Below are 25225 nucleotides of genomic sequence, written 5' to 3'. Positions count from 1 at the left end.
TCCCAAGAGGGCGAGTGAACGCGGTACCACCTCAATTTATTATAATTTCACAATTATAACCTTTGTAAGTTGAATAACTTTTCATAAATAACGTTATGACCCCGATTACCCCTTATCAAAGTAACAGCTCCGTGTTGAATTCAAAATTTCTTTACGTATGATTTGCACCAACCATCATATCTCTATTGTCACAGAAATATTTACTATGTCACATCATGGCTTTTTGTTTTATATATCTTTTATCATAATGAAATGAAAATTATTTGTCAATGCTTTTTCAAAAAATAAAATCAAAAGAATCAGTATTTTGCGAATTATTTTGAAATATTTTAGAAAAAACACGAATTTTAAATCAAGATAACATTATATCTAAAATCATCATAACCGTAAATCCAATCATACAGGATAAAGCACCGATATCTATTTGACGATGACAACAGGCTTCAGGAATCATATCTTCAACACAGACAAAAAGCATAGCTCCAGCAGCAAAACTCAATGCAAAAGGAAGTATATTTTGAATTAATGAAGCAAAAATATAGCCTAAAATAGCGGCAGGAATTTCAATGATTCCAGAAAACTGTCCATACATCATCGAAACAAAACGACTTTTTCCATATTGATGCATGGGTAATGCTATAGCAGTTCCTTCAGGAAAGTTTTGAATACCAATACCAATAGAAAGAATCAAGGCTGGAATAAATTGTTGATGAGCACTGGCAAAAGCTACACCGACAGCTAAACCTTCGGGAATATTGTGTAATGTCATGGCTAACATAAGGAGCTGATTTTTAGAAAAACGAGAATGAACGCCTTCAATTTCTCCGGAAATCATATGCTTGTGTGGTAAAAAATGATCACAGAGTGCTAAAAAGATAACACCACATAAAAAACCAAGTGGAATAATGAGTAAAAACCATTTAGGCATATTTTCTAATAAATTCATAGCTGGCAGGATTAAAGAAAAGAATGATGCAGCAATCATAATACCTGCACTGCTGCCCAGTGCTATGGAAACAATCTGTTGGTTTTCTTTATTGGTAAAATAGACTAACGAAGCCCCTAAAAATGTGGAAAGCCAGTTAAAAAGAATGGCTCCAATAAATATCAAAACAGGCATCTGTTGTAATAGAGTTAACACATTTTCACCTCATTATAGAGTATGAAAAAGATGATTTTATGTGACAAAAAAAGCTATGCATCACATAGCTTAGTATTGAATATCTTCATATAATGTTTTTAATAAAATAGCTTTTGAAGATGGTTTTTGTTTTTTGAAATCATAAGTTTTCATTAAACTATATTCAACTACATCATATTTTTCAACAACTTCATCATAAATATAATCAGATTGTCTAAAGAATAATGGATCATCATCTTCTAAATAAAGACTACCAAATTCTTTATCTTTGTTATAATATACAACTTTTGCTTCATAACGATCAATATATTCATCAAGATGTTCCATTAATTGATTATATAAACGATCATATAAAGAACTGCTATCCATATTCTGATATTGTTCTAAAATAGTGTTTTGTGAAATTTCTTTTTGATTTTCTGCTTTGATTTGATAAACAAAAGCATTGGCTAGATTGATGATTTCTTGATTTTGACCAGTTTTAACCATATCTAAAATCATTTCATAAGTTGATAATTCATCAAGATTATATCCAGATTTAAAGAATTTATAAATCAAATTTGTATAAGCTTCTTTAACTTTTCCAGTATGCATATATAAATCATAAAGAACCTGGAAAGAATCAACATGAGGAATTCTATTACCTAAAGCTAAGAATTCATTTTCTGCTTCTTCATATCTTTGTAAATGGACAAGTGAAGATGCACGATAATATTTCACCCAGTTAAGGTTGTTATAATGCCATTTGATAGGTTGTGTCAATGCTTTATTAGCATATTCTACACAGGCTTTATAATCTTCTAACTCATATGAGCATCTGACTTTTAAACGATACCATTTTTCTTTTTTAGATTCAAATTCTTTACCAGCATTGTTGATAAAAGGATCAATGCTTAATGTTTGAACATCAAGTTTATCTAAAAGAGTAGATAATTTTTGATAGTTCACAGGTTTCTGGTTCATGACATACTTCATTGCTTTATTGATTGTTGCTTCTAAAGGAGAATACTTTTCTTGTTTACATAAATTTGTGATTTCATCAACAATAGAGAAAAATAAATCTTCTTTTTCTTTGATTTTGTCTTCATCAATATTGATATATTTATTATAAAGTGCATAACCATAATGATTAATAAAACCACTTAAACCTTCACCAACTTGTAAGAAAGTCTTTCCTACTTCAATTGCATCATCAGTGCGTCCTTGATTTTTCAATTCCTTTACATAATCCATAGCTTGAAAATCATTAAATGAGCTTGGATCTTCTTCAAAACGTTTATCATAATTTGTTAAATCTTTTGGTTCACGTTTTTCCACGATTCATCACCTCGTTTACTATTATATCAATTTCATAACTTCTTGTGAAGAATAAAGATTAATTTTCATATGAAATACTTTTAACCAAAAGAAAAAACACTCGAAAGTGTTTTTATTCAACCGTCACTGATTTAGCCAGATTACGTGGTTTATCAACATCACAACCTTTAAGACAAGCTGTATAATAAGCTATAAGCTGTAAAGGAATGGCAACCAGAATTGCTTGTAATGTTGGTTCAACATCGGGTAAATAGTAAGTGTTTTGTACATTTTTAACTTCTTCATGATGTGTTGTCAGTAAAATGACACGGGCTCCTCTGGCAATCGTTTCCTGGATGTTACTGATTGTTTTTTGAGCAATATGAGGCTGGGTTGCGACAGCAATAACAACAGACCCATCTTCAATTAAGGCAATTGGACCATGTTTTAATTCACCAGCCACATAAGCATCGGCATGAACATAAGAAACTTCTTTGAGTTTTAAAGCTCCTTCAAGCACACTGGCATAATCTAAATTTCTTCCAATAAAATAAGCATCATGCATATCCTTTAACATATGTGCATATTGTGCAAACACAGGTTCATCTTTTAAAATATTGTCCACATATTGAGGAATAAGCTGTAATTGCTTAATGACATCATCGTGAACATCCTGATTTAAATTTTGTGCTATATAATAAGCTAATAAAATTAAAAGAACAAGCTGTGTTGTATAAGCTTTCGTTGATGCAACAGCAATTTCTGGACCAGCACATGTATACAATACATAATCTGCATCTCGAGAAATGGTGCTTCCTAAAACATTCGCAACAGCAAGAGTTGTGGCTTTCTTTTCTTTAGCTAAACGTAATGCTGCCAAAGTATCAGCGGTTTCTCCAGATTGTGATACAAAGATGGCTAATGTCTTTTCATCAATCAATGGATCATTATAACGAAATTCACTTGCGACTTCACTTAACACGGGAAGATGAGCAACTTTCTTTAAAACATGAGCCCCACATAATGAAGCATGATAGGCTGTCCCACAGGCTACAAAATAGACTTTGTTGAATTTTGAAAAATCAATGTCTTTTAATTCATCTAAGACAATATGTTGTTGATGAATACGTCCTCTTAATGTTTCTGCAATGACATGAGGCTGTTCATGTATTTCCTTCAACATAAAAGTATCATAACCATCTTTTTTAGCTGCCTCTAAGTCATAAGGAATTGTTGTTGAAGTTTTTTCAATCTTTTGTCCATCATGATTGTAAAAATCAATATGATCACAAGATAAAACAGCCATTTCATAATCATTTAAAAAATAGACATCTTTTGTATACTCTAATAAAGCAGGAATATCACTTGCGGCGACATAGGCATCATTTGTTTTTCCAATGATTAATGGGCTATCCTTTTTCGCCACAATGATATGATCTGGTTCAAGTGTTGAAAGAATACATAATGCATAACTTCCTTTGATTTGTTTTAATACTTTTTGTGTTGCTGCTAAAAGATCCCCTTCATAAAGACTATCCAAAAGCAAGACAACGACTTCACTATCAGTATCAGATTGAAACTGATATCCTTTTTTGATCAGTTCATCTTTTAATTCACGATAATTTTCGATGATACCATTATGCACTAATGCGATTGTTTCATCTTGATTGGTATGTGGATGTGAATTGAGATTAGATGGTATACCATGTGTTGCCCATCTTGTATGTCCAATACCTACATGTCCATGTAATTGATGACTTTTCAGTTTATTTTCTAAATTTTCCAGTCTTCCCTTACATTTGATAGTGACTAATTGATTATTTTCTAATGTTGTAATACCGGCACTATCATAACCACGATATTCCAATTTAGATAAACCTTGCATTAAAAAAGGCAAAGCTTCTCCTTTTCCACAATAAGCTGTAATTCCACACATAAAATCTTCCTCCATATATTCAATTGATTATATGATGAAGTGATGCCTGATGATATTTGTTTAATGATCACTCATTATTTTTGCTCATCGTTCAGGTAGCATCATACCTCCAGATCATCCGCCGAATCTTTCGATAAATCTGGTCCTCGTCAACTTTGAAAAAAGTCCAGGCGCTTCATTTTTAAAAAACTCCATCAACAATGCTATTATACATGAAAGATGAAACAATAGTTTTCATATTTTAAAAATCACTGCATCACATCTATAAAATAAAAAAAATAAAAAAATTTCGTTTAAAAAAAAGAAAAATGAGAAAAATATGCGTATATATATAATAGGAGGGTTATTATGAGTATACGTAATAATTTACTAGAAATGAATAAATCTTTAAAAAAATTAGAAGAATCAGGTGTTTATGATGTTGAAAAATATAGTTATGCCCTGTTGCATCAAACAAGTCAGCTGGAATATTTTTATTGTCATCTTGTTAAAGATGGAGATTGTAATCAGACTTTCTATCACGTACATAAAAGACCACATATCCATGAATTAGCCTATTTTAATATTGGACGAGGTTTTCCTAAAGAATTAATGGATGGACATTGGTGTTATGTTTTAAAAGATATGGGATATAAGATGCTTGTTGTTCCATGTACATCTATAAAGAAAGATTCGACACCTGTCAATCCACTGTTTGAAAAAGATATTAAAATAAAAACTGATACACATATAACATATTGTCGTATTCAATTGAGTGATATTCGCTCAGTAGATATTCAAAGATTAGATTTAAGAAAGTCTTTTTATCAAGTTTTAACATCAAGAGAAGAAATTATGACATTTATTGAAAAAAATTTATTTGATAAGTAATCTTGATTCATGTATCATATAGGGATATATGGAGGGGATTTGATGGAGGAATTTTTGAGTGGGTGTAGAAGATCTTTACCGATTGCTTTAGGATATTTTCCGGTTTCTTTTTCTTTTGGTGTTTTTGTGGCTTCAAGTGGCTTGCCGTTAGGACTGGCAACTTTGATTTCTATAACAAATTTAACATCATCAGGACAGTTTGCGGGTGTGTCCTTAATGCTTGTTCAGGCATCTTATATGGAAACCGCTTTGACACTCTTGATGATTAATGCACGTTATTTTTTAATGTCACTGTCTTTAAGCCAAAAGATTGATCAAAAGATGTCAACACTTGAAAGAATGGTGATTTCTTTTGGCATTACAGATGAAACATTTAGTCTGGCATCATTAGAACAGAAGACTCTCTCTTTTCCTTATATGTCAGGTTTTATACTGATACCGATTATTGGATGGACAAGTGGAACACTGGCAGGAGAAACATTAACCAATTTATTACCAGCCTCTTTACAAAATGCAATGGGACTCGCTTTATATGGTATGTTTTTAGCCATTATTATTCCTGCATCTTCAAAATCACGTGCTATTGGAGAAGTCGTTTTATTGGCAGCTATTCTTTCAACGTTAATGTATGTGACTCCTTTGTTTCAAGGATTATCGAGTGGATTTCAATTGATTATCGCAACGTTACTGGCAGCATTGTATGGCGCTTAGCGTTATCCAATTGAGGAAAAAGAATGATGACAAGTTATTTGCTGACGACTGTTTTAGTGATGGCTGTCATGACTTATTTACCTAGAATGTTGCCATTAACTTTTTTTAAAAAAGAAATTCATTCTCGCTTTATCCGCTCACTTTTATATTATGTTCCCTATGCTGTACTATCGGCTTTAACTTTTCCAAGTATTTTTTATGCAACTGGAAATATGGTCAGTGCTTTTATAGGAGGACTGGCAGGTATTTATTTTGCTTATCGACAAAAAGGGCTTGTTTTTGTAGCCTGTATGACAGTGATATGTAGTTTTATAGCCCAAATTGTGATCCCATTTTAAATGGGATTTTTTCATTATCAATTCAATTTCATGACAGGAGAAAACCTGTCTTTTTGTTTAGCATGAAAGGAGGTGATGTAGACAAGAAAGTTATGTTTAGCCACAAAAAGGAGGGAAAAGGATGAATAAACATAAACTATTTCATGGATTTAAAAAAGTTTTATTATCAATTTTATCTTGTTTATTTGCGTTAAACATAGGTCAAGTTCACGCAGCATCTTATGAGATGAACACCTACAATTATTTACCGGGTGTCACGACAAAAGATGGAGCCAAACTCAATGATGGTACAATCTTGGATGAAAGTGCCTATGATGAAGGTGTGACTGTCCTTTTAACAACAAATGGACAGTATTTTTATTGTCTTGAACATGGTAAAGCTGTTCATGATGGAACACAGTATACACCTACTGATACGATTGATTTGATTGAGGAAGCACAGAAAAATAAATACTTAAGTGCTTCACAAAAAGAAACATTGATTAGTAGAGTCTTAAGTCTTGCTCCTACTAAAATCAATGTAGAATACAATACGAGTGGCTCATTGAAAGCAGTTAAGGGTAATGCCTATCAATGGTATGCTGCTCAGATCATTGTATGGGAAATCATGGTAGGTGAAAGAAAGGCGGATGGCAGCTATCGAGGAGTCACAACGAGTGGGGCAACTTCTGTCTATAATGCATTGAACTGGGATAATGCAACAACCAAATCCAATGTCAAAAAATACTATGATTTCTATAGTGAAACATTGATCTCTTGGAGCAAAATTCCTAGTTTTGCTGCTAAGAGTGAAAGTTTAGCCAAGACTTATGAAATGACGGACTTTGATGACAGTCATTATTATATGGAGATGAACGATCAAAATGGTGTCTTGGATAGATATGATTTCAAATCTGATGGGCTATCATTTGATAAAATCGGAAATATTTTAAAAATAACAGCCAATGCTTCTTTTGAAGATACTAAAACTGTTTCAGCAACCAACAGTCTAGATTTAAACAAAAGACAGCTTATTTGTCTGGATAGTTCTGAAAGCTATCAAAAAGTTGCGATTGCTGGAAAATTGGATGAAGCTTTACCAAGTGCTTTCTTTAAAATCAAGATTGGAACGTCTGCTTTAAAGATAGTAAAGAAAGACAACAAAGGAAATTATATTTCAGATGTTCAGTTTAAAATCTCTTATAATGCCAATATGAATCCAAGTCTAGGCACATATACAACTGGTAAAGATGGGACAGTAACCATCAGTCAATTAAAACCAGCCACTGTCTATATACAGGAAGTTAAAGTGCCAGATCATCTTGTTTTGGATTCAACAGTTCATTCAGTCGAATTAAAAGCTGGGCAGACAGCTTCATTTACACAAACCAATAACTGGAAACAAGGTTATATTCAAGTTGTCAAGAAAGATAAGAAAACAGGTGAGATTGTCAAGAAAGCCGGAACGAAGTTTGAAGTATTAAGTGGCAATCAAGTTGTTTCAACAATCTCTACAAATAATGAAGGTATTGCCAAAACAGGTTTGCTTGATTATGGAACATATACGATTCGTGAAAAAGAAGCACCACAAAACTATGTCATTGTGACACTGGAAAAGAACCAAAGTGTGACTGAAAATGGCAAAACTTATGCCATTGAAATCTATAATGAACCTGTTTTAGGGAAAATTGAACTCGAAAAACAGGACAAAGAAACAGGTAATAGTGCACAGGGTGATGCCACTTTAAAAGAAGCAGAATATGTCTTGAAAGCCAATGACAATATTCTCAGTCCGGCTGATGGTACAGTGCTTTATACAAAAGATGAAGTCATTTCTCAAAAAACAGTTGGTAATGGCGTTTGGGGCGATACAGGAACAAAGAAAACAGACAACAATGCGAAGATTTCTTGGTCTAACTTACCAATGGGAGTATATCGTGTTGAAGAAACAAAACCAAGTGTTGGATATTTATTAGATTCACCACAGATTGTGTCATTGGCATCTTCCAATTCAACACAACAGGTTGTGACTCAAAATGTTGTTTCTAAAGAACAGGTCATCAAAGGAAAACTTGAAGTCGCTAAGATGGGTTCTGATGGATCAAGTGGTATTACACAAGGTTTGGCAGGTGTTGAATTTACAATCAAACTTTATTCAGATGTTCAAAAGAATGGATGGGAAAAAGCTAAAACGTATGATGTGCTCGTCACAGATCAAACAGGACGAGATACATCTGTTGATTTGCCTTATGGTATTTATCAAGTCAAGGAAACAAAGACACCAGAAAATTATTATGCCAGTGGTGATTTCTTTATCACCATTGATCAGGATCAGGAAATGGAATACAGAATGGTCAACAATGCTCCATTCAAGGCATGGCTAAAGATTGTTAAAACTGATGATCAAGGACAAAAGGTGACTTTATCTCATGCCACATTTAAGCTAAAAGATGAAGAAGGCAATTATATCAAACAAAAGGTTGGGCTTGTTTACAAGGATGAATGGACAACAGATGAAAAGGGATATGCTGTCTTGGATGATATGGTAGAATCGGGAACATATATTCTTGAGGAATTGAAAACACCTGAAGGATTCTTAATAGGTGATGACATCAAGGTTGAGATTTCTTCTGATCGTCAGGACATCATTTTTGATGAAGATCATCAGCCAGTCATTGAAGTAACATTTGTCAATGAAAAACCAACAGGTCATTTGATTTTGCACAAGACATTTGAGTTAGATAAAGACACAGCAGTTGGTGGAGCCCAGTTCAAAGTGACAGCTAACAGCGATATCGTTGATCCAACAACTGGAAAGCTCATCTACAAAAAAGGTGAACCTGTCAATATGGACACTGCAACTGATGGTATTTATATGATTGATGAAAGTGGAAAACTGGAATTAAAGGATTTACCACTTGGAACAGATGGAGCACAATATAAAGTTGAAGAAATCAAGACTGTTGATGGCTATGTACTTTTGGATGAACCTGTGATCTTTGTGTTTGAAATGAAAGACAATACAACGAAAGAATATGTAGTGGAAAAGACAGTCAATAACAAGCTAACAGAAACATATTTCTCTAAGCAGGATCTTAATGGAACAGAACTCAAAGGTGGAGAATACACTGTGATAGATGCTGAAACTGGAGAAATTGTAGAACAGTGGACAAGTGATGGACAAACGCACTTAATTAAAGGACTTGTCATGGGAAAAGATTATATCTATCGTGAAGATTTGACACCACTTGGATATACTTATGCCAAAGATGTGAAATTTACAATGTCCAAAAACAAACAAACGATTGTGATGAATGACACACAGGTAGATGTGACAAAATTAGGTGCAGATGAAAAACCTGTCAAAGGAGCAACATTACAGGTGGTTAGTACCAAAACAAAGGATATTGTTGATCAATGGGTTAGTGATGAATCCAAACATCTTGTAGAAGGATTGAAAGTTGGTGAAACTTATATTTTACGAGAAATCAAAACACCTGATGGATATGTGACAGCTAATGAAATACCATTTACCGTTAAAGAAGATGAAGATATGCACTTATCAATGATTGATACAAGAGTCAGTGTTCAAAAGAAAGATGATAATGGCAATGTTGTTAAGGATGCTATTTTACAGATAACTGACCAGCAAAATAACATCATTGATGAATGGACGACAGATGGTACATATCATGTTGTTAAAGGGTTAAAAGCAGGTGAAACTTATACACTTACTGAAATCAAAACACCAGAAGGATATAAGAAAGCATCATCAATTGTTTTTACTGTGGATCAGACACAGGATATGATATTGACAATGACGGATGATCGTATTTTAACGGATATTCAGGTCAATAAGATTGATAGTCAGACACATCAAAACATTGTTCATAATGATTTTGAATTTACAATATATTCAGATGAAAAGTGTCAGAATCCATTAAAGACAATCAAAGCCAATATCAATAAAGGAATAGTGACTTTTACGGATTTAGCATATGGTCAGACTGTTTATCTTAAAGAAACTAAAGCACCACAAGGATATCAGTTATCTAATGAAGTCGTGAAGATTGTGATTGATGATCAACTTGAAGGTATTGGCAACATTCATAGTTTACAGTATGAAAATACCAGAATACCAGTAATTGTGAAAACTGGGGACTCATCCAATATCATGAATATGGTGATATTAGCTGGAGGTAGTATTGGTTTGATGATCATGTTAAAGTATAGATCAAAAAAAGAAGGCAGTATGTAAAAAAAGATGCAGAGAGAAATCTCTGCATCTTTTTGATTATAAGTTTAATAAACGTTTTGTATCTCTAGCAATCACAAGTTCTTCATTTGTTGGAATGACATAAACTTTAATTTTTGATTCTGGTGCAGAAATTAATCGTTCTCCTTCACCATTTTCATTAGCATCATCATCAACAACAATACCTAAAGCTTCGCTTACTAATGATAAAATTTCTTTTCTTGCATAAGCAGAGTTTTCACCAATACCTGCTGTAAAGGCAATGGCATCACACCCACCTAATGCAATGAAATATCTTCCGATATAAGCAATAACTCGTCTAAAGAAAATATCAATCGCAAGTTTTGCTCTTTCATTTCCTTCATTAGCTGCATTTAAGACATCTCTAAAATCACTTGATACACCAGAAACACCTAATAAACCAGATTCTTTATTTAACATATGAATAACATCTTTCATATCCATACCAACTTGTTCAATTAAGTAGTCAATAATAGAAGGATCCAAATCACCACTACGAGTTCCCATCATAATTCCAGCTAATGGTGTAAATCCCATTGAAGTATTAATAGATTTTCCATCTTTAACAGCTGTAAGAGATCCTCCAGCTCCTAAGTGAGCAACAATGATTTTAGAATGTTCAGGATTTCCTAATTTTTCAATGACTTTTTGAGAAACATAATAATGTGAAGTTCCGTGTGCACCATATTTTCTCACTTTATAATCAGTATAGAATTTATATGGAATTGGGTAGATATAACATCTTGGTTCTAATGTTTGATGGAATGCTGTATCAAAAACAGCCACTGCTCCAGCATTTGGAATAGCTTCTTTAAAAGCATAGTATCCTGTTAAGTGAGCAGGATTATGTAAAGGAGCTAATGATTTTAATTCATCAATTTTACTTACAACATCATCATCAATAATGGCAGATTCTTTAAAATAAGAACCACCTTGAACAACCCTATGTCCGACACCTTTAATATCTTCAAGTGATGATACGATATTTTTTTCTAATAATGTATCTAATAATAAATGAACAGCTTCTTTATGTGTTGGAATAGGTAAAGTACGAACATCTTTTTGACCATTAAATTTAATTGTAAAAATAGAGTCTTCTAAACCAATTCTTTCAATCACTCCAGAAGTAATTACAGATTCATCATCCATTTCAAATAATTGGAATTTTAGTGATGAACTTCCTGCATTAACTGCAATAATTTTTGCCATTTTCTTATCCTCCCTTAATTCCCTTTTATTATAACATTTATTTATAAAAAAACTAGAAAAAAATGTTTTATCAAAAATATTTGTATTTTTTCTAAAAAGGATTATAATAGAAAAAGGCCGGGGGTGCATTTTGCTGAGAAAGGTGGAAACCTTATCCCTTATGATCTGAACTGGGTAATGCCAGCGTAGAGAGTGCAAATAATGAAATTGTGACTTTTTTACGTGGGTAGAAAAGTCTTTTTTTATTTGTTGGCTGAATGAAAGGAGAAAAAGATGATGAAAAATGTTATGCGAGTAGAATACTCAATTAGAAACATGTGTATGCTTGCGATGTTTATGGCGATTACACTTGTTTTAAGTTATGTCAATGAAGTGATTCCTTCACTGCCACAAGGTGGAACGATTTCAGTTGATGTTATTGCGATTATGTTATGTGGATATTTGATGGGAGCTGGTTATGGGGTGATCTGTGGTGTTGGTGTCGCTTTATTGCAATTTGTATTAGGAATTGCTCAATATTATGGACCTTGGTCAGTTTTACTTGACTATGTTTTACCGCTGGCAGTTTGTGGTTTAACACCATTAATCAAAACTCAAAAAATAGGTCATATTTCCATTTGCTGGGGTGTTGTTTTTGTTATGTGTTTAAAATATTTATCGCATTTTGCATCAGGGGCATTCTTGTTTGCCAGTTACGCTCCTGAAGGTATGAATCCTATTGTTTATTCATTAAGATATAATGCGATTTATGTTGCTCCAACGCTTATATTATGTATGATTGTTGTTCCATTATTATATTCACGTTTAAAAAATGCTTTTCACTAATCTCTCTTTATGAGAGATTTTTTAATACGTTAGAAAATAGTAAATTTACTTTAAAAAAGAGGTGAACTTGTGTATAATAATTCTGTTATAGAAAGAGGTTATTGATTATGAATAAGACATTTGTTGGTCAAAATATCCTTATTCATTGTTATAAACATGATGGAAGTATTCATCGCTGCTGGGATAAAGGGCTTGTTTTAGAGGAAACACCACATCATTTTATTGTTGTCAACAATAGAACGCTTGTAACAGAAGCTGATGGTCGTAAATGGTATACAAGGGAACCAGCCATATGTTATTTCCCTAAGCGAAAATGGTATAATGTGATTTGTATGATTCGTAAGACAGGGGTACATTTTTATTGTAATATCGCATCTCCAACGTTATATGATGGTGAAGCCTTGAAATATATTGATTATGATTTAGATTTAAAGGTTTTTCCTGATTATAAATATAAGATTTTAGATGAAGAAGAATATCAGCAGCATAAAGCTGCTATGAATTATAGTGATGAATTGGATGATATATTACATCTTCAGCTTTCACAATTGATTGATATGGCGATGAATATGTCAGGACCTTTTAGACCGGGTTTTGCACAACACTGGTATCATTATTATCAAAGTGGAAATTATAGAAAAAGGAGAGGTCATCATGGATTTTCAAAATGAGCAGGATATGATTGATTTTGGAGAAGAACTGGCAAAACATTTATTTCCTAATACTGTGATTACATTAGAAGGAGAATTGGGTGTTGGAAAAACAACTTTTACAAAAGGAATAGGAAAAGGATTAGGGGTGACAAAGATTATTAATTCACCTACTTTTACGATTGTTAAGGAATATCAAGGAAAAGTGCCATTCTATCATTTTGATGCTTATCGTTTAGAAGGAGAAAATGAAGAACTGGGATTTGAAGAAATGTTTGAAGATGGTGGTGTCTGTGTCATTGAGTGGCCAATGTATATTCAAGATATACTTCCAGACAATAGATTAGAAATTCATATGACAAAAAATAAAGATCAGACTCGTCATATGACTTTTATTGCACATGGTCAACAATATCAGCAATTATTAAAGGAGATGAACATATGTTGCAATTAATCATGGATACATCTAATCAATATTTAATGGTTGCTTTATATGAAGATGATCAATGTTTAGAAGCTATCCAAGAAATGGGATCGAAACGTCAATCAGAAAATGCTATTCCTTATTTGGAAAAACTGTTAAATAAATATCATAAAGAACTATTGGATGTTGATGAAATGGTTATTACCATTGGACCGGGTTCTTATACCGGTGAAAGAGTGGCTTTGACAATCGCAAAAACATTAAGTGTGATTTCATCTGTTCGTATTAAAGCCATTTCATCTTTAGCGGCTTATGCTGGTTTACAAAAATGTGTATCAGTGATTGATGCTCGTAGTCAAAAAGTCTTTGTTTGTGCCTATGATCAAGGAAAAGCGTTAATTTCTGAACAAATGATGGCAATTGCAGATTTTCCTCAATTTATGCAGAATTATCAAGATTTTCAAGTCGTAGGACAAAATGAAGTGGTAGGATATGAGCATGTAGAAGTGAATTTAGCTAGTCATTTACATGAATTAGCCAAAAATGAATCTGCTTGTGAAAATGTGGATGCTTTGGTTCCACGTTATCTTAAAGATGTTGAGGCTAAAAAGATATGCCTATAGAAAAATGTCGTGAAGATGATCTTGAGGCTATTGTTCTTTTAGAAAAAAATGTGATGCCTTCACCTTGGACGCAAGAAGATTTTGAATATGAATTATTTCATAATCCTTTTGCACATCTTTTTGTATTCAAAAAAGAAAAAAAAGTGATTGGTTACATTGATGTCTGGATCATGTATGAACAGGCACAAATTGCATCAATTGCTGTTGAAAAACGATATCAGTCACAAGGGTATGGAGCAAAACTTTTGCAGTATGCTTTAGATGTTATGAATGATGATGTAGAAACAATCAGTTTAGAAGTAAGAAAATCAAATCATAAAGCGATAGCTTTATATCAAAAATATGGATTTTTAGTTCAGGCAGTTCGTCCCGATTATTATCAGGATAATCATGAAGATGCCTATTTAATGACGAAAAGGAGGGAAAAATAATGAGTCTTATTTTAGCGATTGAATCAAGCTGTGATGAAATGGCCGTAGCCATTTTAAAAGATCAACGTGAATTATTATGTAATGTGGTCGCATCACAAATTGATACACATCGTTTATTTGGTGGTGTTGTTCCTGAAATTGCTAGTCGTATGCATGTAGAATGTGTGTCTACGGTTTTAAAGACAGCTCTCAATGAGGCAAAAATCAATATGCAGGATATTGATGCGATTGCTGTTACAAAAGGACCCGGTCTTGTTGGTTCATTGCATGTTGGGATGCAGGCAGCAAAGACATTGGCTTTAGCTTATCATAAACCTTTGATTGGAGTTCATCATATTGCTGGGCATATTTATGCTAATGAGCTTGTAGAGGATATCCAATATCCATGTCTGTGTTTAGTTGTCAGTGGGGGGCATAGTGAACTTGTTTATATGAAACATGAATTTTCATTTGAAGTCATTGGACAAACTTTAGACGATGCGATTGGTGAAGCTTATGATAAGGTAGGACGTGTATTGCATTTGCCTTATCCTGGTGGGCCAGTCATTGATCGCATGGCGAAAGAAGGAAAGCATAGCTATCAATTGCCACTTCCAATGAATGATGACAGCTATCATTTTTCTTTTAGTGGTTTAAAATCAGCTGTGATTAATCTTTGTCATAATGCTTCTCAAAGAGGAGAAGACATTGTTCCAGAAGATTTAGCATGTTCATTTCAAGAGGTGGCAGTAGATGTTCTTGTATCGAAAACACTGAAAGCAGCAAAGGATTATCAAGTCAAAGAAATTATTGTTGCTGGAGGTGTCAGTGCCAATCAGGGATTAAGAGAAGCACTGACAAAACGTAGTGATATTCCAGTATTATTTCCACCTATGCGTTATTGTACAGATAACGCTGCCATGATTGCTTCAGCAGCCCGTATTATGTATGAACATCAGCAATTTTCATCGCTTGATTTGATGGTGAAACCATCATATGATTTAGAAATGGAAAGTCTTGGTGAATAATCATGGAAAAAAAACAACATAAAATATCAAAAGCAACGATGTCCCGTTTCCCTGTTTATTTAAAAGCTTTACGCAATATGCAACATGAAGGAAAGAATAATTTTTTATCTAGTGAATTATCTGAAGCAACGGGAATTTTAGATACAACGATTCGTCGTGATTTCAGTTTTTTAACAAGTAAAGAAGCTTTAGGAAAACGCGGAATAGGTTATGATACAAAAGATATTATTAATATTTTAAATAATGTTTTAGGTTTAGGTTTGGATGAATCTATTATTTTAATTGGTGTGGGTAATTTAGGAAGTGCTATTTTAAAATATAACCGTTGGCAATATACAGTAGGAAAGATTGTCTGTGGTTATGATTTAGATCAAAATAAAGTTGGAGAACGTTTTGGTGTTAAACTTTATCATATTGATGATTTAGAAAAAACATTTCCTGATGGATGTAAAATTGCCATTTTAGCAATCAGTGAAAATGTTCAGGAAACAGTTGATCGTTTGATGGATTTAGGTATTAAAGGTATCGTTGATTTTACGCATACACATTTTACAGTCAGAGATGATGTTGTCGTACAAACAGTTGATGTTGTTGTGGCTATTCAGGAACTGGTTTTAAAAATGCATGTGAATGATGAATAAAGTGTTGAAATTTTATTGAAAAAATGTTAATAATAAATATACAGGTAATGATTTGAGAACATATCATTCATAAGTTTTAGAGCGACTTTTGGACGGTGAAAGCAAAAGAAATGGGAATGATATGGAACACTCAATGAACCGGATAGGAGAAATAAAAGTAGACTATCCCGCTTAGAGGCGTTATTTAAAAAGGGTGTATTTGTTAAGAATACAAATAAGGATGGTACCGCGATATAGTCGTTCCTTTTGAGGAACGACTTTTTTAATAAGAAGGAGGAGAGAGTTATGTTTGAATTTATGACAGTCAGAGAATTATATGAAATGATTTTATCTGGGGAAGAATTTGAAACGGAGAGTATCGAATATGTTGAATTAGATGGTTGGGTACGTACAAATCGTGATAATGGAAAAGTTGGTTTTATTGCTTTAAATGATGGAACTTACTTTAGAAACTGTCAAATTGTTTATTTACAGGACACTTTAACAAACTATGATGAAGTGAAACATATCAGTACAGGAAGTGCAATTCGTGTTTTAGGAAAATTAAAATTAACACCACAGGCTAAGCAGCCTTTTGAAATAGAAGCAACACAAGTTGTTGTAGAAGGGGCTTGTGATGATGATTTCCCTTTACAAAAGAAAAGACATTCTTTTGAATATATGCGTGAAATTCCACATCTTCGTCCACGAGCTAATACTTTTTATGCTATTTTTAGATTAAGAAGTGTTTTATCAATGGCAATTCATGAATTTTTCCAGTCACAGGGATTTGTCTATGTGCATACACCTATTATTACAAGTAATGATGGTGAAGGTGCTGGTGAAATGTTTAGAGCGACAACGATTGATGATACCGATTTTAGTAAAGATTTCTTTGGTAAAGAAGCCTTTTTAACAGTGACAGGACAATTACATGTGGAAGCTTTCTGTATGGCGTTTAGAGATGTTTATACATTTGGACCAGCATTTAGAGCAGAAAATTCAAATACATCACGCCATGCCAGTGAATTCTGGATGATTGAACCAGAAATTGCTTTTGCAGATTTGGAAGATGATATGGATTTAATTGAAGATATGGTAAAATACTGTATTGATTATGTTTTAGAAAATGCTCCAGAAGAAATGAAGTTCTTTGAACAAATGATTGATAAGGAATGTATTCAAAGAATTACACATGTGAGAAATAGTGAATTTAAACGTATGACTTATACTGAAGCGATTGATATTTTAAAGAAAGCTGATGTCAAATTTGAAAATAAAGTAGAATGGGGTATGGACCTCAATAGTGAACATGAACGCTATATTTGTGAACAAATTGTAGGTGGACCGGTATTCTTAACCGATTATCCAAAAGAAATCAAAGCCTTTTATATGCGTTTAAATGATGATGGAAAAACGGTTGCAGCCTGTGACTTGTTAGTACCAGGTATTGGAGAACTTGTTGGTGGAAGTCAGCGTGAAGAAAGATATGATGTTCTTGAAAAAATCATGGATGAAAAACAGATGTCAAAAGAAGGATTGCAGTGGTATATGGATTTAAGAAGATTTGGTGGATGTAAACATGCAGGATTCGGTCTTGGTTTTGATCGTTTCTTGATGTATTTGACAGGTATGCAAAATATTCGTGATGTGGAACCATTCCCAAGAACACCAAGAAATTTAAAATTCTAAAAAGATTTGACAGGAACATGGAAAAATATGAATTTCCATGTTTTTCTATTTTTATTTGTAGTATAATAAATCTACGAGGTGAAAAGAACAGTGAATGAAATCTTCTTTATCAATACCTTTTTTAATATTGTTTATCGTAATGAATTGGCATATATGCGTGATTTTCTCATGTCCTATGACTATCTTCAAAGTTTTATCCAATGGTTAAATCAACGTCATATTTCATGCCCTGTTTTAGAATCTATTACAAAGGATGAATATGCCTTATTATCTTATTTAATGAAAGTTGAAGATGTTGATCATATTTTACATATTCCTTTTTCAGTAGAAATGGAAACAATCGCACAAACTTATGAAAAAGCAATTCATATTGTATATGTTCCAGGATTTGATGAAAATGATTTGAAAATGATATCTTTTCCTACATATGAAAACATCTATTTTTATGCGATTTCTGGTCATTTTCAAAAAGACAATTTATCATTTTTTGATCCTTTTCCTGCTTTCTTCTGTGCTTTGAATCATGTGGATTCATGGCCGGGATGCTTGATTTTTCAAGAACAGAAGATGGTTTTCGTTCCTATCAAACGAATCGAAGATTTCACTCAACTCAAAAAGGCTATTGAACAGCAATTACCTTTGTTTGATATATATCAACACTATCAAAATGACGCTTATTTTATTCAGTTAAGTGATCTGCATTTAGGTAAAAATAAACGTCAAAAAGGATTGGCAAGACTCTATGCTTCATTAGATGAATTGATGCCAAGACTTCCTTCATTATGGCCTGTGAATATTTTAATTACAGGCGATTTAATGGAATCTCCTAATCGTAAAAATATGTATTTAGCCAATGATTTTATGAATAGTTTAAAGAAACGATATAAAGCGAATGTGACTTTTATATTGGGAAATCATGATGTGATTGTACATGGATTTAACTTTGCTAGAAATCAAAAAAGTAAAGTCATTGCTTATTTGTTAGGTGAAAATATTAAGGTTCTGGAAAAAGAAAAAATTATTATTATTAAAATGGATACAACCAGTGAAGGAAATCTTGCTAGAGGGAAAATAGGAAAAAGACAATTAATGGAAATTGATGATGAGTTATCAGCGATTGATCATTTGGAAGACTATACTTTATTGGTTTTGTTGCATCATCATGTTTATCCTATTGATAAGGCTCAATTTATTAAAACCAAATGGCATGAAAAAACATTTATTAATCGAATTGTAGAAACATCAAAGGTTTTAGTAGATGCCCCGTTATTGATAGAATGGCTACAGAAACGAAATATACATTATGTTTTTCATGGACATAAGCATTTACCCTTTTTTAGAGAGGTAGATGGCTGTTATTATATTGGTGCCGGTAGTGCTACAGGTGGTTTAAAAGAAAGTCGTAGTCGTTATATTTCCTATAATATTATGAAATATGATATTCAAGAGAAGAAAATGAAATTATGTATGATTTTTTATGATGATAAAGCGAAAGCGGAAAGACAGCGTGTCGAAGTTTATTTATTTGAGGGAGGAAATGAAGATGAAACTAGTAGATAGAATGAAAGATGAAGAATTAGGAACAGCGTTGCTGTATAATTTTACAAAAGGTTATGGAAAACCAGTACCATTGGAACTTTATGATGTTGTTTTGCCACTTCTTTATCATGATTTGGTCAGAGATCAGATTTTATTATATACATCACTTCAAGAATGTATTTATCAATGTGAACAACAGGAAAAACATTTTAAACAACATATTTTAGAAACAATTGATGATGATAAAACAATGACTTCTAAAGCGTTAGGAGTTGCGATGATTCAACATATTTTAAAATTTGAAATTGTGGATAATGCGATGTGTGGTGTGGCTTTATCTACAGACATCTTAGATTTAAATGAAGCTATTCATCTAGGAAAATTATTTCGAGATGTATCATTAGAAGATTTTATGACTTTACTTCGTCAGGAAGATGTTCATATTGTTGTTTTACAAAGTGCTTCTGTTGGCAAAGATGTCGATTTATCTAAGCTTTGTTCACTTGGGCAAGTGACAATGTATGAAGATACAAAACAATCTGAAATAAGAGGACGTATCTTAGGGGCTGATATTGTCATTACAAATAAAAATGTTATGAATCAAGATGTTTTAGAAGGATTAAAGCATTTGAAACTGATTTGTTTATTTGCCACAGGAACAAATAATGTTGATTTGAAATATTGTCATGATCATGGAATCAAGGTAGCAAATGTCAAAGATTATTCAACGACAACAGTCGCTCAACATACTTTAGCATTATTAATGCATCTTATTGAAAAGAATGTTGCCTATGATCATTTTGTGAAGTCTAAAGCATATTGTCATAGTGAACGTTTTAGTTATTTTGATGATGTTTTTCATGATGTGTCATCTATGACTTGGGGTATTGTTGGATTAGGACATATTGGCAGAGCTGTTGCTGGTATTGCTAAAGCAATGGGAGCAAAAGTTCAATATTATTCAACAAGTGGCAAAAATGCAACAAGTGATTACCAGCAAGTTGATTTTGAAACGTTATTAAAGACATCTGATATTATAACTATTCATGCGCCTTTAAATGAACAGACACATTATTTATTTGATGAAGAAGCTTTAAGAAAGATGAAAAAAACAGCTTATTTAATTAATGTTGGACGTGGTGGTATTATTGAAGAAAAGGCTTTGGTAAAAGTTTTAAATGAAGGACATCTGGCTGGGGTTGGTTTAGATGTTTTTGAACATGAACCATTATTAGAAGATGATGTAATTTTATTCTATACAGGATATGAATAAAGTGATTTTAACACCACATATTGCTTGGGGGTCTATTGAAGCTAGACAACGTTGTGTCAATGAAGTTTATGAAAATATACTTTCATTTTTAAAAGGTGAAGAAAGAAATATTGTCAATAATGAATAAATCATGTATGATATAAAAAATAAAAAAAGAAGGAGGAGTCTACGTTAGTAGCAAAGCATGTACGGTTATATAATCGGAATTAACGCCTGTGGACTAGAAATGAGGATGAAGCAGGAAAATTTGTTATATGTAGCATGATGTTATGGAACAAGTTGTAATTGCAATGATTATTATTGCACTAGGTTTTTATGTTTTTAAATTTTATCCTTTTGAAAAAGGAAATGTGATGAAATTAGTGATAGCCGCTATTTTCATTATTTTGACAGCTATTTGTAAAAGATTAGCGATTATGATTCCTTTATTTGGAACAGAGAGTTTAAAGATTGGATTTGAATATATTCCCTTGATGTTAGCAGGATATTTTTTATCTCCAAGCTATGCTTTTCTGGTTGGGCTATGTAGTGATGTGATAGGATTGATTATTGTCCCCACAGGATTTCCTTTCTTTGGATTTACACTAGGAACAATTTTAGTCAGTGTCATTCCTTCAATGGTTCATGTTCACTTTAAAAGAGTGAGTCCAACAAAAGTTTTAATGATTGTTATTGGTTTGATTGTTATATTAGGAGTAGGAGCTTCTTTATATATCAGTCAGTTAGATGTCGTTAGTATTTCAGATACGGCTTATTCATTAAAACTACAGGATAAAATAACATTAATTTCACTATGTCTTTTATTATCACTTCTTTTTGTTGTGATCATTCTCTTTTTAAAACGTAAGATTAATACACAAGAAGCCAAAACTTTTTCAACTTGGATTTTGTGTGTAGTACTGACAGAAATTGTTGTGACATTATGTTTAACACCATTATGGCTGGATATGATGTATCATATCCCATGGACGATTTCTTTATGTATTCGTGTAGTGAAAGAATGTGCTATATTGCCTATTGAAATATTTATTGGATATAGTTTAATCCCATTTTTAAGAAGAATATGGGTACACTTAGAAAAATAAACAACAAGGATTAAGATTCTTGTTGTTTTTTAATTTCATGTCCATCTTCATCAACTTCAACAACCTCAAAAAAATATTCAAAAAGACGAGTTAATATGTTTTTCATAGACAAATTTTTCATTCCTTTCAAAATAAGTGTATGTTGATATTGAAAAATTATGTTTGAAAAGCCAAAAAATGTAAACACTAAAAAAGAGGTGATGAAAATGGATCATAAAGAATATGATCAGTTAGCTGAAACATTAAAACCAGTTGGGCATAAAATGAAAAATGCTTTTTTTGCTTTTATCTATGGAGGGATTATTGGGATTCTGGCACAGGGTGTCTTAGAATTTTTTATGAATGTTTATGATATCAGTCAAAAAGAAGCAACACCCATGATGACGATTACATTAGTTTTCATCAGTTGTTTATTAACGGGATTAGGTATTTATGATAAATTAGCACAAAAAGCCGGAGCAGGAACTTTCATTCCTATTACCGGTTTTGCAAATAGTATGACCTCAAGTGCCATAGATAGTCAAAGTGAAGGACTGATTATGGGAATTGGCAGTAACATGTTTAAATTAGGAGGAACAGTTATTACCTATGGAATTGTCAGTTCTGCCCTGTTAGGAGTGATACGTTATGTCATTACACTTTTTGGGTAATTCAGTCACTTTAGAAAATGTCTTTATCGCATCTTCTGGTACTGTCTGTGGACCTTTAGAGTACTTAGGACCATTAGGCAGTGATTTTGATAAGAGTATTCAAGATTATCACTATGGTGAAAAATCATTTGAAAAAGCAGAAAGAAAAATGTTAAGAGATGCTTTGGATATCTGTTTAAAAAGAGAACGATTAAAATATCATGATGTAGATTTATATTTAGGAAGTGATTTATTGAATCAGATCACTTCTGTCAATTATTTAGCTAGAGAAATAATGAAACCATTTATTGGTGTTTATGGGGCTTGTTCAGGTTTTGCTTTATCATTAGCTTTAGGTTCTTTGCTTGTAGAAGCAGGATTTGTTGATAGAGTGATGACAATGGTATCAAGTCATAATGCTTCGGCAGAAAGGCAATATCGTTATCCTGTTGAATATGGTGTACAAAAGAAAGCAACAACAACCTTTACAGCAACCGGAGCAGTAGCAACTTTACTAACATCTCAAAAACAACATGTGAAAGTTGAAGCCATCACTTTAGGGCGTGTCATTGATTATGAACAGACAGATGCGAATGATATGGGACGTGCGATGGCTCCAGCAGCATTTGACACATTGATGAATCATTTTCAAGATTTAAAACGTAGTTTTCATGATTATGATTTGGTTGTGACGGGTGATTTATCCATGTATGGGCATCAGATTTTAAAAGAAATGTTACAGCGTCAAAAAATAGATGTTGTCCGTTATAATGATTGTGGTTGTATGCTTTATGATTTATCTCACCAACCAGTTTTTCAAGGAGGCAGTGGTTGTGCCTGCAGTGCTTTAGTTACAATGGGTTCTTTGTACCCACAACTTAAAGACAAAAAATTAAAAAGGATTCTCGTTGTTTCAACAGGGGCTTTGTTGTCACCAATGATGAGTGCTCAAAAAGAAAGCATTCCATGTATTGCTCATGCCATTAGTCTGGAGGCGGTAGAATGAATTATCTATTAGCGTTTTTATTCAGTGGTTTTGTTTGTCTGATTGCACAGCTTATCTATGATCATAGTCGTTTAACTCCGGGACATATTACGAGTTTATTTGTTGTCTTAGGTTCTTTTTTAGATCTTTTCCATATTTATGATCGTCTGGTTGATATTTTTCATGCCGGAGCTTTAATTCCCATTACCAGTTTTGGACATTCTTTAATGCATGGAGCTATGGCAGCTACGCAAGAATATGGTATTTTTGGTATTGCGATGGGAATGTTTGATTTAACAGCGGCAGGCATCAGTGCAGCTATTCTCTTTGCATTTTTGGCTGCGATAATATTTAAACCAAAATCATGAACGATTCTTATGATTTAAAACATCGTATTTTAAATTATAAAGGAAGACTTGTTCATCTTTACTTTTTAGCAAGTTTATCTAACGATGTTTTGATTTCTCGACTGGTAGAAGGGATTGAAAGCAAAGAAGGAAAAGATTTAGAGAATTGTATTCATATGGGAGATGTTGTGATTGTTTCTACGAATGATATTGATAAAATACAAAAAGCCCTGTTAGGTGGCAATAGTGCTTTATTTGATGGTGAAACGACTTATTTAATGGATACCAAAAACTATCCTAATCGGTCTATAGAAGAACCAGAAACAGAAAAGAGTGTACGAGGGGCTAAAGATGGTTTTAATGAATCTATTTTAAATAATACAGGACTGATTCGTCGACGTATCAAGACACCAGAATTATGTTTTCATTTGACCACAATGGGAACACAAAATCCAATTGATATAGCTGTAGCTTATTTAGAAGATAAAGTGAATAATGATGTTTTAAATCAATTATTACAGCGTATTTCTCAAGTTCAATCACAAGAATTTATAATGAGTGATCGTGCTATTGAAGAAGTTCTGCTACAGCAGGGATATAATCCATTTCCTTTGGTTAGATATAGTGAAAGACCAGATATTGTCGCAACGCATATTCAACATGGTTATATTGCGATTCTATGTGATACATCATCTTCCGTTGTCATGTTGCCAACAACTTTATTTGAAATTTTAGAACATGTCGAAGAACATCGTCAAACACCATTAATTGGGACATTTATCCGTTTGATTCGTATGGCTGCCGTTTTCTTATCTATTTATCTTGTGCCTATCTTTGCTTTATGTTCATCCTTTTTAAAATGGGATTATTCCTTTTTTATACAAATTCTGATTGTCGAACTTTCTATTGAGCTTTTACGTATAGCAACCGTTCATACACCCCAATCTTTATCGAATGCTATGGGATTGATTGCTGCTATTTTATTAGGAGAATTTGCGATTCAATTAGGTTTTTTCTCAGAAGATATTTTAATGTTTTGTGCTATCGGTACGGTGGGTGGTTTTGCAACACCAAATTATGAATTATCACTGACCAATAAATATATAAAAGTCATGATGATTTTTTGTATGATGTTTTTCAATGTTTATGGTTTTATTGTTTTTAATCTTATTTTGTGGATAGCTTTAGCTCGTATTAAGACTTTTGGAGTATCTTATTTATATCCCTTATATCCTTTTCATGGTCGAGAACTTTTACGTTTTTTCATTCGTCAACCCAAACAGAATCAAACAAATGCATAATCCTCTCTTTTCAGTTTTTGGAAATAATGGTAGAATAG

24 protein-coding genes, 1 riboswitch and 2 other annotated features are annotated in these 25225 nt (G+C 32.8%); of the genes, 20 read left to right on the top strand and 4 right to left on the bottom strand.

Annotation, left to right across the window (positions count from 1 at the left end; translation table 11 throughout):
• Window positions 1-3: 3 nt before the first annotated feature.
• Window positions 4-226: a binding site (T-box leader), on the bottom strand.
• A 126-nt stretch (window positions 227-352) separates the two neighbouring features.
• From KEC48_RS06195 to glmS, 3 genes are all read right to left on the bottom strand, one after another.
• Entirely contained in the window at window positions 353-1141 is a 789-nt protein-coding gene (locus KEC48_RS06195) for a ZIP family metal transporter (protein WP_087357719.1), read from the bottom strand.
• A 69-nt stretch (window positions 1142-1210) separates the two neighbouring features.
• Entirely contained in the window at window positions 1211-2458 is a 1248-nt protein-coding gene (locus tag KEC48_RS06190) for a hypothetical protein (RefSeq protein WP_205090130.1), read from the bottom strand.
• A 112-nt stretch (window positions 2459-2570) separates the two neighbouring features.
• Complete coding sequence (glmS, locus tag KEC48_RS06185; RefSeq protein WP_211964921.1) at window positions 2571-4373, bottom strand: glutamine--fructose-6-phosphate transaminase (isomerizing); 1803 nt, start codon at window positions 4371-4373, stop codon at window positions 2571-2573.
• A gap of 348 nt (window positions 4374-4721) precedes the next feature.
• Here glmS and KEC48_RS06180 point away from each other — a divergent pair, with 348 nt between their 5' ends.
• The 4 genes from KEC48_RS06180 to KEC48_RS06165 all read left to right on the top strand — a co-directional run bounded on the left by KEC48_RS06180 (window position 4722) and on the right by KEC48_RS06165 (window position 10529).
• Window positions 4722-5243 carry a hypothetical protein gene (locus tag KEC48_RS06180; RefSeq protein WP_087358225.1) on the top strand — a complete coding sequence of 174 codons (522 nt, stop codon included), beginning with the start codon at window positions 4722-4724 and terminating at the stop codon, window positions 5241-5243.
• A 42-nt stretch (window positions 5244-5285) separates the two neighbouring features.
• Complete coding sequence (locus KEC48_RS06175; protein ID WP_211964919.1) at window positions 5286-5954, top strand: AzlC family ABC transporter permease; 669 nt, start codon at window positions 5286-5288, stop codon at window positions 5952-5954.
• Between the two features lie 23 nt (window positions 5955-5977).
• Window positions 5978-6292 (top strand): AzlD domain-containing protein, encoded by a 315-nt coding sequence (locus KEC48_RS06170; RefSeq protein WP_249191412.1) that lies wholly within the window; start codon window positions 5978-5980, stop codon window positions 6290-6292.
• A 121-nt stretch (window positions 6293-6413) separates the two neighbouring features.
• Complete coding sequence (locus KEC48_RS06165) at window positions 6414-10529, top strand: SpaA isopeptide-forming pilin-related protein (protein WP_211964917.1); 4116 nt, start codon at window positions 6414-6416, stop codon at window positions 10527-10529.
• 36 nt (window positions 10530-10565) lie between these two features.
• Here the strand turns inward: KEC48_RS06165 and KEC48_RS06160 are convergent, their stop codons facing one another.
• Window positions 10566-11756, bottom strand: a complete 1191-nt coding sequence (locus KEC48_RS06160) for an acetate kinase (protein ID WP_087358222.1) — start codon at window positions 11754-11756, stop codon at window positions 10566-10568.
• Between the two features lie 109 nt (window positions 11757-11865).
• A riboswitch (TPP riboswitch) is annotated at window positions 11866-11966 on the top strand.
• A gap of 66 nt (window positions 11967-12032) precedes the next feature.
• Here KEC48_RS06160 and KEC48_RS06155 point away from each other — a divergent pair.
• From KEC48_RS06155 to KEC48_RS06085, 16 genes are all read left to right on the top strand, one after another.
• Window positions 12033-12581: an energy-coupled thiamine transporter ThiT gene (locus tag KEC48_RS06155; RefSeq protein WP_211964915.1), complete on the top strand. Its 549-nt coding sequence runs from the start codon at window positions 12033-12035 to the stop codon at window positions 12579-12581.
• Window positions 12582-12688: 107 nt separating this feature from the next.
• Window positions 12689-13252 (top strand): DUF402 domain-containing protein, encoded by a 564-nt coding sequence (locus tag KEC48_RS06150; RefSeq protein WP_087358220.1) that lies wholly within the window; start codon window positions 12689-12691, stop codon window positions 13250-13252.
• A complete protein-coding gene (tsaE, locus tag KEC48_RS06145; protein WP_211964913.1) occupies window positions 13236-13685 on the top strand; it encodes a tRNA (adenosine(37)-N6)-threonylcarbamoyltransferase complex ATPase subunit type 1 TsaE in 450 nt (149 codons plus the stop codon). Before KEC48_RS06150 ends, tsaE begins: the two co-directional genes overlap by 17 nt.
• Window positions 13673-14278 (top strand): tRNA (adenosine(37)-N6)-threonylcarbamoyltransferase complex dimerization subunit type 1 TsaB, encoded by a 606-nt coding sequence (gene tsaB / locus KEC48_RS06140; RefSeq protein ID WP_087358219.1) that lies wholly within the window; start codon window positions 13673-13675, stop codon window positions 14276-14278. Before tsaE ends, tsaB begins: the two co-directional genes overlap by 13 nt.
• The gene (gene rimI / locus KEC48_RS06135; protein WP_211964911.1) at window positions 14269-14709 is read left to right on the top strand and encodes a ribosomal protein S18-alanine N-acetyltransferase; all 441 of its coding nucleotides are present in this window, start codon (window positions 14269-14271) and stop codon (window positions 14707-14709) included. The genes tsaB and rimI overlap by 10 nt, the downstream gene beginning before the upstream one ends.
• Window positions 14709-15716 (top strand): tRNA (adenosine(37)-N6)-threonylcarbamoyltransferase complex transferase subunit TsaD, encoded by a 1008-nt coding sequence (tsaD, locus tag KEC48_RS06130; protein WP_087358217.1) that lies wholly within the window; start codon window positions 14709-14711, stop codon window positions 15714-15716. Before rimI ends, tsaD begins: the two co-directional genes overlap by 1 nt.
• Before the next feature lie 2 nt (window positions 15717-15718).
• Window positions 15719-16357 (top strand): redox-sensing transcriptional repressor Rex, encoded by a 639-nt coding sequence (locus KEC48_RS06125; protein ID WP_087358216.1) that lies wholly within the window; start codon window positions 15719-15721, stop codon window positions 16355-16357.
• A gap of 38 nt (window positions 16358-16395) precedes the next feature.
• Window positions 16396-16605, top strand: a binding site (T-box leader).
• A gap of 73 nt (window positions 16606-16678) precedes the next feature.
• Window positions 16679-18028, top strand: coding sequence for an asparagine--tRNA ligase (gene asnS / locus KEC48_RS06120; protein ID WP_241146643.1), 1350 nt, complete (start codon window positions 16679-16681; stop codon window positions 18026-18028).
• Window positions 18029-18118: 90 nt separating this feature from the next.
• Window positions 18119-19588 carry a metallophosphoesterase gene (locus tag KEC48_RS06115; protein WP_211964910.1) on the top strand — a complete coding sequence of 490 codons (1470 nt, stop codon included), beginning with the start codon at window positions 18119-18121 and terminating at the stop codon, window positions 19586-19588.
• The gene (locus KEC48_RS06110; protein ID WP_249191411.1) at window positions 19572-20840 is read left to right on the top strand and encodes an NAD(P)-dependent oxidoreductase; all 1269 of its coding nucleotides are present in this window, start codon (window positions 19572-19574) and stop codon (window positions 20838-20840) included. The genes KEC48_RS06115 and KEC48_RS06110 overlap by 17 nt, the downstream gene beginning before the upstream one ends.
• Complete coding sequence (locus tag KEC48_RS16325) at window positions 20833-20967, top strand: hypothetical protein (RefSeq protein WP_283092219.1); 135 nt, start codon at window positions 20833-20835, stop codon at window positions 20965-20967. Before KEC48_RS06110 ends, KEC48_RS16325 begins: the two co-directional genes overlap by 8 nt.
• A 142-nt stretch (window positions 20968-21109) precedes the next feature.
• Window positions 21110-21925 (top strand): folate family ECF transporter S component, encoded by an 816-nt coding sequence (locus tag KEC48_RS06105; RefSeq protein WP_087358212.1) that lies wholly within the window; start codon window positions 21110-21112, stop codon window positions 21923-21925.
• A gap of 206 nt (window positions 21926-22131) precedes the next feature.
• Window positions 22132-22575: a stage V sporulation protein AC gene (spoVAC, locus tag KEC48_RS06100; RefSeq protein ID WP_087358211.1), complete on the top strand. Its 444-nt coding sequence runs from the start codon at window positions 22132-22134 to the stop codon at window positions 22573-22575.
• A complete protein-coding gene (gene spoVAD / locus KEC48_RS06095) occupies window positions 22553-23560 on the top strand; it encodes a stage V sporulation protein AD (RefSeq protein ID WP_205088957.1) in 1008 nt (335 codons plus the stop codon). Before spoVAC ends, spoVAD begins: the two co-directional genes overlap by 23 nt.
• Complete coding sequence (gene spoVAE / locus KEC48_RS06090; RefSeq protein ID WP_211964909.1) at window positions 23557-23907, top strand: stage V sporulation protein AE; 351 nt, start codon at window positions 23557-23559, stop codon at window positions 23905-23907. The genes spoVAD and spoVAE overlap by 4 nt, the downstream gene beginning before the upstream one ends.
• Window positions 23904-25187 carry a spore germination protein gene (locus tag KEC48_RS06085; protein ID WP_211964908.1) on the top strand — a complete coding sequence of 428 codons (1284 nt, stop codon included), beginning with the start codon at window positions 23904-23906 and terminating at the stop codon, window positions 25185-25187. The genes spoVAE and KEC48_RS06085 overlap by 4 nt, the downstream gene beginning before the upstream one ends.
• Window positions 25188-25225: the final 38 nt, after the last annotated feature.

The sequence above is a fragment of the Clostridium sp. C1 genome, assembly GCF_018223625.1.
Classification (GTDB): Bacteria; Bacillota_I; Bacilli_A; order Erysipelotrichales; family Coprobacillaceae; genus Allocoprobacillus.
The sequence above is the reverse complement of the archived record's forward strand: the minus strand, read 5'-3'. Positions and strand labels throughout refer to the sequence as shown.